This window comes from Streptomyces sp. NBC_00299 (genome assembly GCF_036173045.1).
Classification (GTDB): domain Bacteria; phylum Actinomycetota; class Actinomycetes; order Streptomycetales; family Streptomycetaceae; genus Streptomyces; species Streptomyces machairae.
In genome coordinates this window covers 620,747-635,038 of sequence record NZ_CP108039.1, presented here as the reverse complement: position 1 = coordinate 635,038, position 14,292 = coordinate 620,747, and the positions used below count along the sequence as shown (strand labels likewise).

The window sequence follows — 14,292 nt, the reverse complement described above, 5'->3', positions numbered from 1 at the left end:
CCGGACCGTCCCTCACCGAATCCGATGCAGCTTCCAGAACGGATTGAGGTCCTTGTCCGTCACGGATTGTGCGGCCTTCTTGAAGTCGGCGGTGGTGGAGATGCCGTACCAGTGGTCGCGGGCGTACTGCTTGAGAAGGCGGACCATGCTGTCCGCGCCGAGAGTGCGTTCCAGGTCCGCCAGGGCGCAGGAGCCGGCCGTATAGAGGAAGTGGTATTCGCCTGGGTGTCCGGCCCAGTACGCCATCGAATTGGTCAGCGCCGTTTCGTCGCTCGGCCACTCGACCTCTGACCAGCAGTCGCGGGTTTCCCAGCCGTAGAAGCGGGCGTTGGCGTACTGGGCGAAGCCTTCGTCGAGCCAGGGCGCGCTGTATTCATCGTTGCCCACGATGCCGTACCACCACTGGTGGGCGACTTCGTGGACGACGGCGCTGCCCTCCTCGGTGGTGCCGAGGAGTACCAGGCCGGGGTACTCCATCCCGCCGCCGAACCCGCTGGTCATCACGAGGTCGATCTCACCGTACGGATAGCGGCCGAACTCCTCGCCGAACCGGTCGACGGCGGCGGCACCGTCCTGACGGGTGAGGCGCACCCCCTCCCCGGACGTGCCCGGCGCCCAGTAGGACTTGACCCGCACGCCGCCGGGCGTGGTCTCGGTGGCGGTGCGGAACGGGCCCGCCGCCCACGCGAAGTCCCGCACTTGGCGCGCGACGCTGACTGTCAGACTGCGACCAGGCTTGGCAGGACGTGTCCAAGTGCGACCGGTGGCAGGGATTTTGAGGCTCCTGGGGTGGTCGATGGCCACCCGGAAATCGCCCGCCATGGCGTAGAAGCTCTCCCCGGTCGACACATACGGATCGAGATGCCAGCCCTTGGCATCGTGCACGGCCAGCACCGGCAGCGCATTGCCCAGGAAACGGAAGGCGCCCTCGCGGCCGAAGCGGCTGTTGCGCTCGGGCACGGCGATGGAGACGTCGAAGGCGACGACCGCACGCTCCCCGCGCGCGAGCGGCTTCGGCAGGGCGATCCGCAGCGCCGTGCAGTTCACGGAGAGCCGGCCCGCAGTGCCCCCGCTGACCTCGGACACCTCGACGGGCGGCGGCGCGCCGGGCGTGCCGCACCTGTCCACGCCGTTGCCCCAAAGGCGTACGTACACCTCACGCAGTGGCCGATCGGAGGAGTTGCGGAACGACACCCGCTGCCTGCCCGTCCAGCGGGAGCCGTCGGCGTTGCCGCGCAGCGTCACGTCGTAGCGAAGCCGATCCGGTGTCGCAGCGCGCGTGGTCGTGGTCGTGGCCTCGGACCTGGCTGCCGTGACGGCATCGGCGCCGGTGCCGCCCTGCGCGGCGAGCAACGCGAGCAGGACAACCAGGAGACGGCCTACGGCCCTTGACGGCCACGCGGGTAACGACGGCATGGGAGCGGATCATGCCACAGCGAGTGAGGCATGGGCCCTCGCCGACGGGAAGTGGCGATCTCCACTCCGCTCCCGGCGCGGTACGAGGGAGGTGGTGAAGACTGTGGGCATGGAGTTCTTCTGCTACCACCGTGATCGGCCCGGCTCTCTGAAACTGCGCGACCAGTTGCTGGAGGAGCACTGGTCGTACATGGACCTCTTTGCCGCGCAGATGATCGCCCGGGGGCCGACGTTCGCCGCCGACGGTGACACGCCGTCCGGCAGTGTGCACATCGTCGACCTGCCCGATGCCGCCGCCGCCCGCGCGTTCGCCTTCGACGAGCCCAACTACCAGGCCGGCGTGTACCGGGACGTCCTGCTGCGCCGTTGGCAGAACCTGCTCGGGCGCACCATGTGGGACTTCCCCGGCGGGGCCACCGAGGGCAACCGCTACCTGGTGCTCGGCCTCGGCTCGGGACCGGCCGCCGACCACGATCTGCCGCCCGAGCAGGAGGAGTTGATCGCCTACGGGCCCCTGCTGTCCGACGACGGCACCGCCTGGCTGGGCACGGCGGCACTGGTACGGGCACCGGACGCGGCGACGGCACGTGCCGTACTGACGCCCGAGCGGTACGCCGATGTCGAGGTCCACGACTGGCAGTTCGGCGGGCGTCAGTCCTGAGGCGAGGCCCCCCGGAGCCCACGGGACCGATCCGCCTCATGTGTCAGTCAGCCGTTGCGAGCCTCCACGCATGGCGAGTCGCTCGGCGATGCCCTCAGGGGCGGGGACGCGTACCTGGCTGTGCGCATCCCAGGCGTCGGCTTGCCCCGTTCCTTCAGGCCGACGACGGAAGGGGAGCCGCTGCCCGTCTGTTCGCCGCGCCGCGAGCGGACCAGCCGCAGGCGCTCGCGCGGCACGCCGACGTAGGTGCCGGAGCCGGCGCGCCCTTCGAGGAGACCGTCGATGATCAAACGGTCCGTGGCCCTTTGGAGGACGTTGCGTCCGACCCGCTGCGTCCTGGCCTCGTGGGCGGCGACGGTGACCGCGCCGGAACGGACGCACCTGGCTGACGTTCTCAGACGGGGTAGGCGTGGGTCTGTGTCGCCTTCACCGTCGCCCAGACCTCCGCGCCCGGGTGCAGATCGAGTTCGGCGGCGGCGACCGTGGTGAGGTCGGCGGCCAGGGGGAGTTCGCCGGTGAGGTCGGCGCGGATCTGATCGCCGTGCGTCTCCAGGCCGGCGACCCGGCACTGCCACAGGTTACGGGCGCTGGAGCCGGCCGGGCGGTCGCGGTGGAGCGTGACCGCGCTGGGCGGGAACGCCACGAAGACGGGACCGGACAGGTCCTCCGTCGTGGTGACGGACGGGCCGTCGTCGAGCCGGACGGTGTGCCCCTCGGCCTCGCCCCGGTAGAGGTTCAGGCCGACCAACTGGGCGATGTAGTCCGTACGGGGGTGGCGGGCGATGTGGGACGGGGTGCCCTCCTGGACGACCTGGCCGTGTTCGACGACGACCAGTCGGTCGGCCAGGACCATGGCGTCGAGCGGGTCGTGCGTGACGAGTACGGCCACCGCCTCGAACTCGGTCAGGTGGCGGCGGAGTTGGGCGCGGACCTCCAAGCGGGTACGGGCGTCCAGGGCTGCCAGGGGTTCGTCGAGCAGCAGCAGCCGGGGGCTCGTGGCGAGCGCACGGGCGAGGGCGACGCGCTGGGCCTGGCCGCCCGACAGTCTGCGCGGCTTGGCGCCCGCGTGGTCCGTCAGCCCCAGGCGCCCTAGCCACTCTGCGGCCTGCGCCCGCGCCTCCACCTTGGACGCGCCCTGGCAGCGCGGCCCGAAAGCCACGTTGTCGAGGGCGGTGAGGTGGGGGAAGAGCAGGTAGTCCTGGAAGACGACACCTACCGGGCGGGACTCGGGCGGCGTACGGTCCAACTCCGCACCGTCCAGCCGCAGATGCCCGCCGCTGAGCGGGGTCAGGCCGGCCAGAGCACGCAGGGCGGTGGTCTTCCCGGCACCGTTCGGGCCGAGCAGCGCGACGACCTCGCCGGGCGCGACGGCCAGCGCCACGTCGAGGCGGAAGGCACCACGGTCCACGACGAGGCGGGCGTCGAGCCCGTCCAGAACGGCGTCGGCGTGGACGTCGAAGGTCTCGGTCATCCGGCAGTCATCTCAGAGTCGGGCAGGTCTGGCCAGCGGTGGGCGGGCGATCCTGCGGTGGGTCGAGGGGCCCGGAGGGCGGGTCGTCCGGCGGTGGTCCGGCGGTCGGGTGGGGCGGGGTGGTGGGTCGGCGGGCGGTCGGAGAGGCCGGGTGGTCGGGCTGTCGTGCAGCGGTCGAGCAGGGCGGGTGGCCCGGTTGTCGTGCTGTGGTGGGCGGGCCCGGGGGTCGGGCTGTCGTTCTGGGGTCGCGGAGGGCGGTGGTCGGGGTGTCGTCCGCGGGCCCGGCAGAGGGGCGGCAGGACCGTCGCCCCGCGGTCGGGAAGCCTGGACGGTCCGTCCGGCCTCCCACGGTCGCGCAACCCCGCTCATCCCGCTGTCATCCATCGGTCCCGCAACCCCGCCAGCACCGCGATCGACACGGCCAGCAGCACCAGGCTGAGGGCGATCGCGGCCTCCGGGTCGCTCTGGAGGGCCAGGTAGACGGCCAGGGGCATGGTCTGGGTGCGGCCAGGGAAGTTGCCGGCGAAAGTGATCGTCGCGCCGAACTCGCCGAGTGCCCGGGCCCAGGCCAGGACCGCGCCCGCCGCGATACCGGGGGCGATGAGGGGCAGCGTGACCCGGCGGAACGCGGTGAAGCGGGAGGCACCCAGGGTGGTGGCCGCCTCCTCGTAGCGGGGATCGGCGGCCCGCAGGGTGCCCTCGACGCTGATGACGAGGAACGGCATCGCCACGAACGCCTCCGCGATCACGACACCCGCCGTCGTGAACGGAAGCGTGATCCCGAACCATGAGTCCAGCCACTGCCCCACGATGCCGTTGCGGCCGAGCGCCATGAGCAGCGCCACACCGCCGACGACCGGCGGCAGGACGAGGGGCAGCGTGACCAGGGCCCGTACGAGGCCGCGGCCCGGGAACTCGACCCGGGCCAGCAGCCAGGCCAGCGGCACGCCGATCACCAGGCTCACCGCGGTGGCGGCCGTGGCACAGATCAGGGACAGCTGGAGCGCCTGCCACACCTCGGCGCTGGTCAGCTGCTCGGGCAGACTGCGCCACGGGGTCCGTACGAGCAGGGCGATCAGCGGCACGATCAGGAACGCGAGGCCGATCAGGGCCGGGAGCAGCAGGGGAAGCGGCACGCCCGTACGGATGCGGCGACGCCGCGGCCCACCCCTCAGGGAATCGGTCGCGGCGCCGGCCTTGTCGCTCGGGATCACGGCTTGAGGAACCCGGCCGCGGTCAGGACCTGCCGGCCCTCGGCGGACTGCACCAGCGTGATGAACGCCTTGGCGGCCTCGGCGTTCTGCGCGTCCTTGAGCAGGGTGATCGGGTAGTCGTTGATGGCGTCGTCGGACTCGGGGAACTCCACGCCCTCCACCTTGTCACCCGCCGCGTGCACATCCGTCTTGTAGACGACGGCCGCGTCGGCCTCCTTCAGCTCGACCTTCGTCAGCGCGGCTTTGACGTCCTGCTCGTAGGAGACGGGCGTGAGCTTCAGGTCGCTCGCCTCCAGGGCCTTCTGCGCGGCGGCGCCGCACGGCACCTCCTTGTCGCAGAGCACGATCTTCAGGCCCGACTTGGTGAGGTCCTTGAGGGAGGCGATCTTGTCGGGGTTGCCCGGGAGTGTGGCGATCTCCAGCTCGTTGCGGACGAAGGTCGAGGGTGTGCCGGAGGCGTCCCCCGCATCCGTGACGATCTTCATCGTCTTGGGGCTGGCCGAGGCGAACACATCGGCCGGGGCGCCGCCCGTGATGCTCGCGGCGAGCGAGTCGCTGCCGCCGAAGCTGAAGGTGACCTTCGTACCCGGGTGCTGCTTCTCGAACTCCTTGCCCAGCGTCGTGAAGCTCTCCTTGAGCGAGGCCGCCGCGAAGACGGTCACCTCGCCGGAGAGCTTGCCCGGCGAGGAGGCGGACGCGGACGAGTCCGACGTCGTCGAGGAGGCGTCGTCGGACGACGAGCAGGCGCTCAGCGCCAGCAGCGCGGCGGCTCCCGCTCCGGCCACCTGCAGGGTCCGGCGGTTCCGGCGCGCGGTACGGGTCATCACGGGTCCACTCCCTCTGGTCCTGACGGACGCACGATCACTGGTGGTCCTGACGGACCATCTACGGTCTCTCGACGACCACGTTGGTCGACTTGATCACGGCCACCGCCGGAACACCGGGTTCCGGCTTCAGCTCCTCAGCCGACTCGCGGTTGACCGTCGCCACCACCCGGAACGGCGCGGCCCGGCCCGGGGATGATCCGGTGGCCCATGTCGTCGCGTTCGGCGGTGAGTTTCCCGCCGTCGACCAGACGCCTCACGGTGTCGGCGCTGACGCCGAGCAAGGCGGCCGCGTCCCCGATCCGGTAGGTGTGCATACGCCGATGATAATGCCGCAGATGCGAGGGGAAAGTCTCCTGTCACATCGCATGAGCCGGAACTGTGATCGAGCGGGGTGGCATGTGCGTTTGTACGGGCCGGGGGGCCGGGTACGGTCATCCGGGAGGTGGTAGCCCGTGAGTCGGTCCTTGGCAGCTGCCGGTACGGAAACCGGACAGGTGGCGGACCTCGCCCTCACCGGCGATCTCGTCCGTCCGGCCCGCCTGACGGTGTCCGACCTGCTCGCCTGGCCGCAGCACGAAGCCGAGGTCAGCTTCGAATGCGCCACCAGCGGCATCCGGCACCACCGCTTCACCGGGCCGCTGCTGCACGACGTTCTGTCGGCGGCCGGCCCCGGCTTCGACCCGGCCCGCCGCAAGGACCGCCTGCGCTTTCTGATCGCGGTCTCCGGCGCGGACGGGCATCACGCCCTGCTGTCCTGGGCGGAGATCGACCCGGACTTCGGCCGCGCGCCCGTCCTGCTCGCGGTCGGCATCGACGACACCTCCCTCGACCGCGCCGGCCCACAGCTCGTCCTGCCCCAGGATCGCTGCGGGGCCCGGCACATCAGCGGCATCACCGCGATCCGCGTGGACGGCGGCTACACCTCATGGGCATGAGTCCCCGGCTTCAGCGTCCGCACGCCCCCTGATCCCGTCCCGCCGACCGCCTCGACCTGCGGTCGGCCCTGCTGTGCAGGTCGTGACCGGCGGAGCCGGTGGGTAGGCCCACCGCAACCCTGGGAGGTCAGGCATGCAACTGCGCCAGCTGGAATACCTGGTCGCACTCGCCCGCGAGCGCCACTTCGTCCGCGCGGCGGCCGCCTGCTACGTCTCCCAGCCGTCCCTGTCGGCCGCGATCCGCCGCCTCGAACACGAGCTGAACGTGCCGATCGTCCGGCGGGGCAGACGCTACGAAGGCCTCACCCCGGAGGGCGAGGTGGTCCTGGCCTGGGCGCACCGCATGCTCGCCGAACGCGACGCCCTGCGACAGGAGTTGGCCGCCCTGCGCGACGGCATCACCGGCACGCTCCGGCTCGGAGTCGTCCCCACGGCACTCCCCGCCGCCACCCTCCTGACGACCCCCTTCTGCGACCGCCACCCGCACGCCCGCGTCAGCATCGAGTCACTGTCCTCGGCCGACATCACCCACGGCCTGACCGAGTTCGAGCTGGACGCGGCGATGACGTACCTCGACGACGACACGATGGGCGGCCTGCGCACGCTGCCCCTCTACGAGGAGCGGTACATGCTCCTGACCCCGGTCGACGGCCCGCTCGGCGGCGCGCCCATGGCAGCCTGGTCGCAGGCCGCCGCCCTCCCGCTGTGCCTGCTCAACTCCCGTATGCGCAACCGCCGCATCATCGACGAGTGCTTCGCCGCCGACGGCGCCGCGGCCACTCCCGCGATCGAGTCGGACACCGTCGCCGGCCTGTACGCGCACCTCCCCGGCGGCCGCTGGTCCAGCGTGATCTCGCACGCCTGGCTGCACATGTTCGGCGTTCCGGACGGGATGCGCGTGGTCCCGCTGGAGGGCCCCGCGCACGGGCCGAGGGTGGGCCTGGTGACGGGCCCCGACGACCCGCCCTCCGTACTGGCCGCGGCACTGCTGGCGGTGGCGCGCGAGGCGGGCGTCCGGGAAGCGCTGGACGCGTTGCTGCGGACGTACCTCGACCGTCACGACCACTGATAGCCGTCGGCTATACGGACATAGCGAAGTTCGCTTTGACCAGGGTGTTCGGCGGCGAGGATCGTGAACTGCACCTTCCCGCGACACCAGTTGAGGAGCCGACCATGGCCAAGGTGCTCTGCGTCCTGTACGACGACCCCACCGACGGATACCCGACCACGTACGCCCGTGACGACCTCCCCGCCATCGACCACTACCCCGGCGGCCAGACCACTCCGACCCCGTCCGCGGTGGACTTCACCCCGGGCCACCTCCTCGGCAGCGTCTCCGGCGAACTCGGCCTGCGCGCCTTCCTCGAAGCGGCCGGGCACACCCTGGTCGTGACGTCGGACAAGGACGGCGACGGCTCGGTGTTCGACCGTGAGCTGGCCGACGCCGACGTCGTCGTCTCGCAGCCGTTCTGGCCGGCGTACCTGACGCCCGAGCGGCTGGCCGCGGCCAAGAACCTGAAGCTGGCGATCACGGCGGGCATCGGCTCCGACCACGTCGACCTCGAAGCCGCGATCGCGCACGGTGTGATGGTCGCGGAGGTGACGTACTGCAACAGCATCAGCGTCGCCGAGCACGTGGTGATGATGACGCTGTCCCTGGTGCGCAACTACCTGCCCGCACACCAGGTCGTCCTCGACGGGGGCTGGAACATCGCCGACTGCGTGGCACGTTCGTACGACCTGGAGGGGATGCACGTCGGTACGGTGGCCGCCGGACGCATCGGCCTGGCGGTCCTGCGGCGCCTCGCGCCCTTCCACGTGAAGCTGCACTACACCGACCGGCACCGTCTCCCCGCGGACACCGAGCGGGAACTGGGCCTCACCTTCCACCCGACGGCCGCCGACATGGCCCCGCACTGCGACCTCGTCACGATCAACGCGCCACTGCACCCCGAGACGGAAGGGCTCTTCGGCGACAAGCTGCTGGCGGCGATGAAGCGCGGCGCATATCTCATCAACACGGCACGGGCGCGGATCGTCGACCAGGACGCCGTCGAACGCGCCCTGCGAAGCGGCCAGTTGGCGGGCTACGCCGGTGACGTCTGGTACCCCCAGCCCGCCCCCGCCGACCACCCCTGGCGGACCATGCCCCACCACGGCATGACCCCCCACATCTCCGGCTCCTCCCTCTCCGCCCAGTCCCGCTACGCGGCCGGCACCCGGGAGATCCTGGAGTCCTGGCTGGCGGGCACCCCGATACGCGACGAGTACCTGATCGTGGACGGCGGCGCACTGGCCGGAGCCGGGGCGCACTCGTACTCCGTCACGAAGTGATCGCCCGCCCGGCCGGCAGCGGCCCCGAGGCGACGGCATAGGCGCCGGGACAGGCGATCAGGGCGGAGTCGCCCCACCGCCGGCAGGTAGCAGTGACCGCCGGCGAACACTGTCCGTGGCGACAACTAAGCTCCCGCCCATGAGTGAGGCAGACAGAGGTCCCGGCAGACGAGTCGTCGACGGGCGCTTCGAATTGGAGGCCCGCCTCGGTGGCGGCGGGATGGGGACGGTCTGGCGGGCCAGGGATCTGGTGCTGCACCGGCTCGTGGCGGTCAAGGAGGTCCGCCCGCCGGACCGGGACCTCGCCGAATACGATCCCGACAGCGCGCGGATGCTGCGCGAACGCGTACTGCGCGAGGCCAGGGCCCTGGCCCGGATCGACCATCCGAACGTCGTCACCATCCACCACATAGTCGACGGCGGCGACGGCACCTACCCGTGGATCGTGATGGAGCTGGTCAGCGGCGGCTCGCTGGCCGACCGGCTGGCCCAGGGGCCGATGCCGCCGGCCGAGGCGGCGCGCATCGGCCGGGGCGTGCTCGCCGCCCTGACCGCCGCGCACCACGCCGGCATCCAGCACCGGGACGTGAAGCCCGCCAACGTCCTCATGCGGCCCGACGGGCGCCCCGTCCTCACCGACTTCGGCATCGCAGCGATCCGCGAGTCGACCAACCTCACCGCCACCGGCTCCATCATCGGCACGGCCGACTTCATGGCACCGGAACGCATCTCGGGGCACGAGGGCGGCTCTGCCTCCGACCTGTGGTCGCTGGCGATGATGCTGTACAACGCCGTCGAGGGCCGCCACCCGCTGCGCCGGGGCAACACCCTGGCCACCCTCGCCGCGGTCCTCCACGACGACGTGCCGCCGCCGGTGCGTGCCGGGGCCTTGGGGGACGTCCTGATGGGCGTGCTCGTACGGGACCCGTCGGCGCGGCCGTCCGCCGCAGTGCTGGACCGGAGGCTGGCCGAGGTCGAGTCCGGTGCGGGCGGTGCGGGCGGTGCGGGCGGGCCGGACGGCCCGGTGGTGCGGGACGAGGCAACGTCGTACTCGCTGAACCCGCCGCCCGCCCACACCTTCGCGTCCACCCAGGCCTCCGCCCCTGCAACCCCCTCACACCCCGCCGGGTTCGGGCCGCCGCCCGTCCAGCCGTGGCCGGGGCAGGCCCCTCCCCAGCCGTTGACGGTGCCCTCGCAAGCAGCCCCTCGACGCCGCCCGGGCTGGACCGCCCTGCTGGCCGTCTCCGGGACCTCGCTCGCCGGCGCCCTGGCTCTGCTGTGGTGGCTGCTGCCCATCGGGGGCGACTCGGGTGACACGGACGCGCGCGGCAACACGCCCTCCACCTCGGCCCCGCAGTCGACCGTCTCACCGACCGACGCCGATGCCGGCACCGATGCCGATGCCGATCCGGCGGCCCGGCAGTCGGAGCAGCCGACGACCGGCACCCTGCTCACCCCGGACGGCATCCGCGAAGCCATCAAGGCGTTGAAGGAGGAGACCGGCCGGGACAGGTTCGGCGACTTCACCGTGTACCCGGAGTACGCCTCCGCCGAGCTGATGGTCGACGGCAGCGACTCGAAGTACGACTCCTACACCTACCGCCCGGGCCAGGGTGTGGAGAAGGGCATCATCTCCGGCACCCTCTCCGGCGGTGACCAGCCCGTCAGCCTCGACGACTTCAACTGGGACCGGGTTCCCGCGCTCTTCAAAGAGGCGGAGAAGAAGCTCAACGTCGACAAGCCGGAATCCCGGTACCTGCTGGTGCGGCAGCCCAGCGACGTCTTCGACACCCCGGCCGGAATCGCCGTCTACCTGACCGACGCGTACCAGACCGGCTACCTGGAGGCCGACACCAAGGGCAAGGTGACCCGTGTGATGCCGGCGGAGGACTGACACCCGCGTCCGGGGCACCCGGAGTTGTTCAGGACCGTCGGGCCTCAGGCTCCTCGGCGGCCACGTCGTCCCAGTGGACCGTGCGGTCGCACCACCGCTGCAGCAGCGTGCGGTCGTGGCCGATGGCGAGTACGCCCGCGCCGGTGGTCCGGCGGTAGTCCTCGACGACCGTCACCAAGGCGGCGGTGGTGGACGCGTCGAGCATCGCCGTCATCTCGTCGCACACGAGCCAGCGCGGGCGGAGCACGAGGGCGCGGGCCAGGCAGGCGCGCTGGAGTTGGCCGTCGCTGGCCTCGTGGGGGCGCCGGGAGAGCAGGTCGGGAGTGAGGCCGACGGCTTCGGCCAGTTCGGCGACCCGTTCCGCCGAGCCCTCCCGTCGCCCGGTGGCGAGCAGGGGCTCGGCGATCAACTGGGCCAGGCGCAGCCGGGGGTCGGCGGAGAGGCGGGGTTGCTGGAAGACGACGCCGAAGGCGGTGCGCTGTTCGCGCGGGGCGGCGTGGCGCCAGCGGCGGACGGGGGTGCCGTCGAGGATGACGGTTCCGGACTCCGGGCGGTGCAGGAGCGCGGCGACCCTGGCAAGGGTGGACTTGCCGCAGCCGCTGGGGCCGAGCAGGCCGACGGCTTCGCCCGGTTCGACCGTCAGGGAGGCGTCCCGTACGACGGGCGCGCCTGTGTCGTATCCGGCGGTGATGGCGCGCAGTTCAAGCACGGGCGTCCTCCGTGACGTGCGGATGGTGGCAGGCCACGGCTTCGGTCACCGGGGGCAGACCGGCGCAGGCGTCCGTGGCACGGTCGCAGCGTGGCGCGAAGGCGCAGCCGGCGGGGAGGTCGCCGAGCTCCGGGGGCATGCCGGGGATGGGTGCGAAGGCGCGGTCGGGGAGGGCGTCGAGGAGGCCGCGGCTGTAGGGGTGGCGGGGGCCGGGGGTGCCGAAGAAGGCGGCTGCGGCGGTGAGTTCGACGATGCGGCCCGCGTACATGACGGCGACCCGGTCGGCGATGCGCTCGGCCGCCGCCAGGTCGTGGGTGATCATCAGCAGGCCCCGGTCGCCGTCGTCGATGTGGCGTCGCACTTCGTCGACCGTGTGCTCCACCAGGTCGCGGTCCAGCCCGGTGGTGGGTTCGTCGGCGAGCAGGAGAGGCGCGTCGCCGACCAGGGCGAGGGCGGTCGCGGCGCGTTGGGCCAGCCCGCCGGACAGTTCGTGCGGGTGGCGGTCGAGGTGGTCCAGGGGGAACGCAGTGCGCTCGGCGGCCGCCTCGGCAGCGGCACGCACGGCCGCCCGCCCCCGCACATCCGTCAACGCCCTGACCGTCTCCTCCAGTTGCGAGCGGATGGTGCGGACCGGGGTCAGGTGGGCCGCGGGGCTCTGCGGAACCAGGCCTATCCGGCGGCCCCGTACCGCGCGGGCAAGCGTCCGCTCGTCGGCGGTGAGCAGATCGAGGTCGCCGAGCCGGGCCTCGCCGGCGGTCTGGGCGTTGGCGGGCAGCAGGCCGAGGAGGGCGGAGGCGAGGACGGACTTGCCGCAGCCGCTCTCGCCGATCAGGGCGAGGCATTCGCCGGCCGCCACGTCGAAACGGGCGTCGGTGACGGCCGCGACACGGCGTCCGCCGGGCATGAGGAAGCGCACGGACAGCCCACGTACCGACAGCACGGGAGGTCGCTCGGTCACAGCATCAGCTCCGATCGGCGGCGCGGGTTGATCCGCTCCCGCCAGGCCCCGGACAGCCCGGCGATGGCGAGGGTGGGGACGATGATGAACAGGCCCGGGAACAGGGTCGGCCACCACTGTCCGGCGAGCAGCGAACCCCGCGCGCCCTGAATGAGGTTCCCGAGACTGGCCAGGTGCGTGGGCAGGCCGAGCCCCAGGAACGAAAGCGCCGACTCGTGCCACATGGCGTGCGGCACCATCAGCACGGCGGCCAGCGCGGCCTGCGGCAGCACGGCGGGCAGCAGATGCCGTACCGCGACCCGCAGGCGCGACGCACCGCCGGAGACGGCGGCGTCGATGTACGGGCGTGACCGCAGGGAAAGAACCTCGGCGCGCACGATCCGGGCGGTGGACAGCCAGTGGGTGAGCGCGACCGAGACGATCACCGGCCAGACGCCCGGCCGGAACGTCGCGACGATGAAGATGCCCAGCAGCAGATGGGGTACGGAGGAGACCGTGTCGACCACCCGCATCAGCGCGCGGTCGGCCCAGCCGCCCAGTGCCCCGGCCGTGGCCCCGACGGCCGTGCCGATGACGGTCGCGGTGAGCGCGGCGGCCACGCCGACCAGCAGCGAGACCCTGAGGCCGTAGACGCAGCGCAGCAGCAGGTCGCGGCCGACGTCGTCGGTGCCGAAGGGATGCGCCCAGGACGGCGGTTGCAGTTTGGCGGCCAGGTCGACGGCCTGCTGGTCGAGTTGCACCAGCGGGGGTACGAGCAGGACCGCGAGGACGGTCACGGCGACCAGCGCGGCCGAGGTGTGTATGCGCAGGGTGCGGGTCGAGCGGCGCTCGGCGCCGGGGGAGCGCCAGGCGGGCGCGGACCGCACCTCGGTCTCAACTGACGTCATGGGAGTCACATTTCACTGAGCTTCACCCTCGGGTCGAACAGTCCGTAGAGGAGGTCGGCGAGCAGGTTGCCGACGAGGACGGCGGCGGCAGCCAGCGTCGTGAGGGCCGCGAGCAGGGGGAAGTCGACGGCGGTGGCCGCCTCGACGGTGGCCGCGGCGATGCCCGGCCAGCTGAAGACGGTCTCCACGAGCAGGGCGCCCGTGATCAGTTCGGGGACACGGGAGCCGATCAGCGTGAGGACCGGCAGGAGACCGGAGCGCAGCGCGTGGCCGAGCAGGACGGTGCTCTCGCTCAGGCCCCTGGCCCTGGCGCCGCGGACGGGGTCCTCCGCGAGCGCGTCGCCGACTCCTTGCCGTACGTACAGGGCGAACCAGGGGAGTTGGGAGACGGCGAGCACCCCGGCGGGCAGGATCAGATGGCTCGCCACCTGCCCCGCGGTGACCTGTTCGCTGGCGGTGTCCGTGAGGCCGCCGGCCGGGAGGACGTCCAGTTGGAGGGCGAACAGCCAGACGGCTAGCAGCGCGATCCAGAAGACCGGGGCCGCTTCCAGGGTGTACGCGAGCGAGCTGACGGCCCGGTCCAGCATCGAGCCCGGGCGTCGGGCGGCCAGCACACCGAGCAGCGTGCCGGTCAGCACGGCGGCGACGAACGCGACCGTGCACAACAGGGCGGACCATACGAGGCGTTCCCCGATCACCTGCGCCACGGGCTGCCGCAGCACGCTGGAGTGGCCCAGGTCGCCGCCGAGGGCGGAGGTCAGCCAGTGCCACCAGCGGGCGGTGAAGGGCTGGTCCACGCCGAGGTTGTCCCGCAGCCGGTCCAGGGTCTCCTGGTCGGCACCGAGGGCGGCCGTGCCGGCGTACGCCTTGACGGGGTCGAAGGGGGATGCGGCGGCGATGGCGAATACGCCGAACGTGACGACCATCAGGACGGGGACGGCGAACAGGGTCCGCCGTCCCGCCAGGCGTGCCATCGCTCCCCAGGG

The 14,292-nt window shown here is 72.1% G+C and carries 14 protein-coding genes and 1 pseudogene; 5 read left to right on the top strand and 10 right to left on the bottom strand.

Features of this window, described 5'->3' with window-relative positions; translation table 11 throughout:
• Positions 1-12: 12 nt before the first annotated feature.
• Positions 13-1,416, bottom strand: a complete 1,404-nt coding sequence (locus tag OHT51_RS03025) for a M1 family metallopeptidase (protein WP_328877298.1) — start codon at positions 1,414-1,416, stop codon at positions 13-15.
• Positions 1,417-1,525: 109 nt separating this feature from the next.
• Here OHT51_RS03025 and OHT51_RS03020 point away from each other — a divergent pair, with 109 nt between their 5' ends.
• Positions 1,526-2,077 (top strand): YciI family protein, encoded by a 552-nt coding sequence (locus OHT51_RS03020; RefSeq protein WP_328884222.1) that lies wholly within the window; start codon positions 1,526-1,528, stop codon positions 2,075-2,077.
• A 47-nt stretch (positions 2,078-2,124) separates the two neighbouring features.
• Here OHT51_RS03020 and OHT51_RS03015 read toward each other — a convergent pair whose 3' ends face one another.
• The 5 genes and pseudogenes from OHT51_RS03015 to OHT51_RS02995 form a co-directional block, all read right to left on the bottom strand.
• Complete coding sequence (locus OHT51_RS03015) at positions 2,125-2,367, bottom strand: hypothetical protein (RefSeq protein ID WP_328877297.1); 243 nt, start codon at positions 2,365-2,367, stop codon at positions 2,125-2,127.
• A 104-nt stretch (positions 2,368-2,471) separates the two neighbouring features.
• Positions 2,472-3,548: an ABC transporter ATP-binding protein gene (locus OHT51_RS03010; protein WP_328877296.1), complete on the bottom strand. Its 1,077-nt coding sequence runs from the start codon at positions 3,546-3,548 to the stop codon at positions 2,472-2,474.
• A gap of 365 nt (positions 3,549-3,913) precedes the next feature.
• Positions 3,914-4,762: a molybdate ABC transporter permease subunit gene (gene modB, locus OHT51_RS03005; protein WP_328877295.1), complete on the bottom strand. Its 849-nt coding sequence runs from the start codon at positions 4,760-4,762 to the stop codon at positions 3,914-3,916.
• Positions 4,759-5,586 (bottom strand): molybdate ABC transporter substrate-binding protein, encoded by an 828-nt coding sequence (gene modA, locus OHT51_RS03000; RefSeq protein ID WP_328877294.1) that lies wholly within the window; start codon positions 5,584-5,586, stop codon positions 4,759-4,761. The genes modB and modA overlap by 4 nt, the downstream gene beginning before the upstream one ends.
• A gap of 61 nt (positions 5,587-5,647) precedes the next feature.
• Positions 5,648-5,903 (bottom strand): annotated as a pseudogene (locus tag OHT51_RS02995) (MerR family DNA-binding transcriptional regulator).
• Between the two features lie 138 nt (positions 5,904-6,041).
• Between OHT51_RS02995 and OHT51_RS02990 the strand changes: the two are divergent.
• The 4 genes from OHT51_RS02990 to OHT51_RS02975 all read left to right on the top strand — a co-directional run bounded on the left by OHT51_RS02990 (position 6,042) and on the right by OHT51_RS02975 (position 10,752).
• Positions 6,042-6,524 carry a molybdopterin-dependent oxidoreductase gene (locus OHT51_RS02990; protein ID WP_328877293.1) on the top strand — a complete coding sequence of 161 codons (483 nt, stop codon included), beginning with the start codon at positions 6,042-6,044 and terminating at the stop codon, positions 6,522-6,524.
• A gap of 133 nt (positions 6,525-6,657) precedes the next feature.
• Positions 6,658-7,593, top strand: a complete 936-nt coding sequence (locus tag OHT51_RS02985) for a LysR family transcriptional regulator (protein ID WP_328877292.1) — start codon at positions 6,658-6,660, stop codon at positions 7,591-7,593.
• 104 nt (positions 7,594-7,697) lie between these two features.
• Positions 7,698-8,858 carry an NAD-dependent formate dehydrogenase gene (locus OHT51_RS02980; RefSeq protein WP_328877291.1) on the top strand — a complete coding sequence of 387 codons (1,161 nt, stop codon included), beginning with the start codon at positions 7,698-7,700 and terminating at the stop codon, positions 8,856-8,858.
• Positions 8,859-8,997: 139 nt separating this feature from the next.
• Positions 8,998-10,752, top strand: a complete 1,755-nt coding sequence (locus tag OHT51_RS02975) for a serine/threonine-protein kinase (protein ID WP_328877290.1) — start codon at positions 8,998-9,000, stop codon at positions 10,750-10,752.
• Between the two features lie 28 nt (positions 10,753-10,780).
• Here OHT51_RS02975 and OHT51_RS02970 read toward each other — a convergent pair whose 3' ends face one another.
• The 4 genes from OHT51_RS02970 to OHT51_RS02955 are packed head-to-tail and all read right to left on the bottom strand — an operon-like array spanning position 10,781 to position 14,280.
• Positions 10,781-11,461: an ABC transporter ATP-binding protein gene (locus OHT51_RS02970; RefSeq protein ID WP_328877289.1), complete on the bottom strand. Its 681-nt coding sequence runs from the start codon at positions 11,459-11,461 to the stop codon at positions 10,781-10,783.
• Complete coding sequence (locus OHT51_RS02965; protein ID WP_328877288.1) at positions 11,454-12,419, bottom strand: ABC transporter ATP-binding protein; 966 nt, start codon at positions 12,417-12,419, stop codon at positions 11,454-11,456. Before OHT51_RS02965 ends, OHT51_RS02970 begins: the two co-directional genes overlap by 8 nt.
• A complete protein-coding gene (locus OHT51_RS02960) occupies positions 12,416-13,306 on the bottom strand; it encodes an ABC transporter permease (protein WP_328877287.1) in 891 nt (296 codons plus the stop codon). The genes OHT51_RS02965 and OHT51_RS02960 overlap by 4 nt, the downstream gene beginning before the upstream one ends.
• A gap of 5 nt (positions 13,307-13,311) precedes the next feature.
• Positions 13,312-14,280 carry an ABC transporter permease gene (locus OHT51_RS02955; protein WP_328877286.1) on the bottom strand — a complete coding sequence of 323 codons (969 nt, stop codon included), beginning with the start codon at positions 14,278-14,280 and terminating at the stop codon, positions 13,312-13,314.
• Between the last annotated feature and the right edge of the window lie 12 nt (positions 14,281-14,292).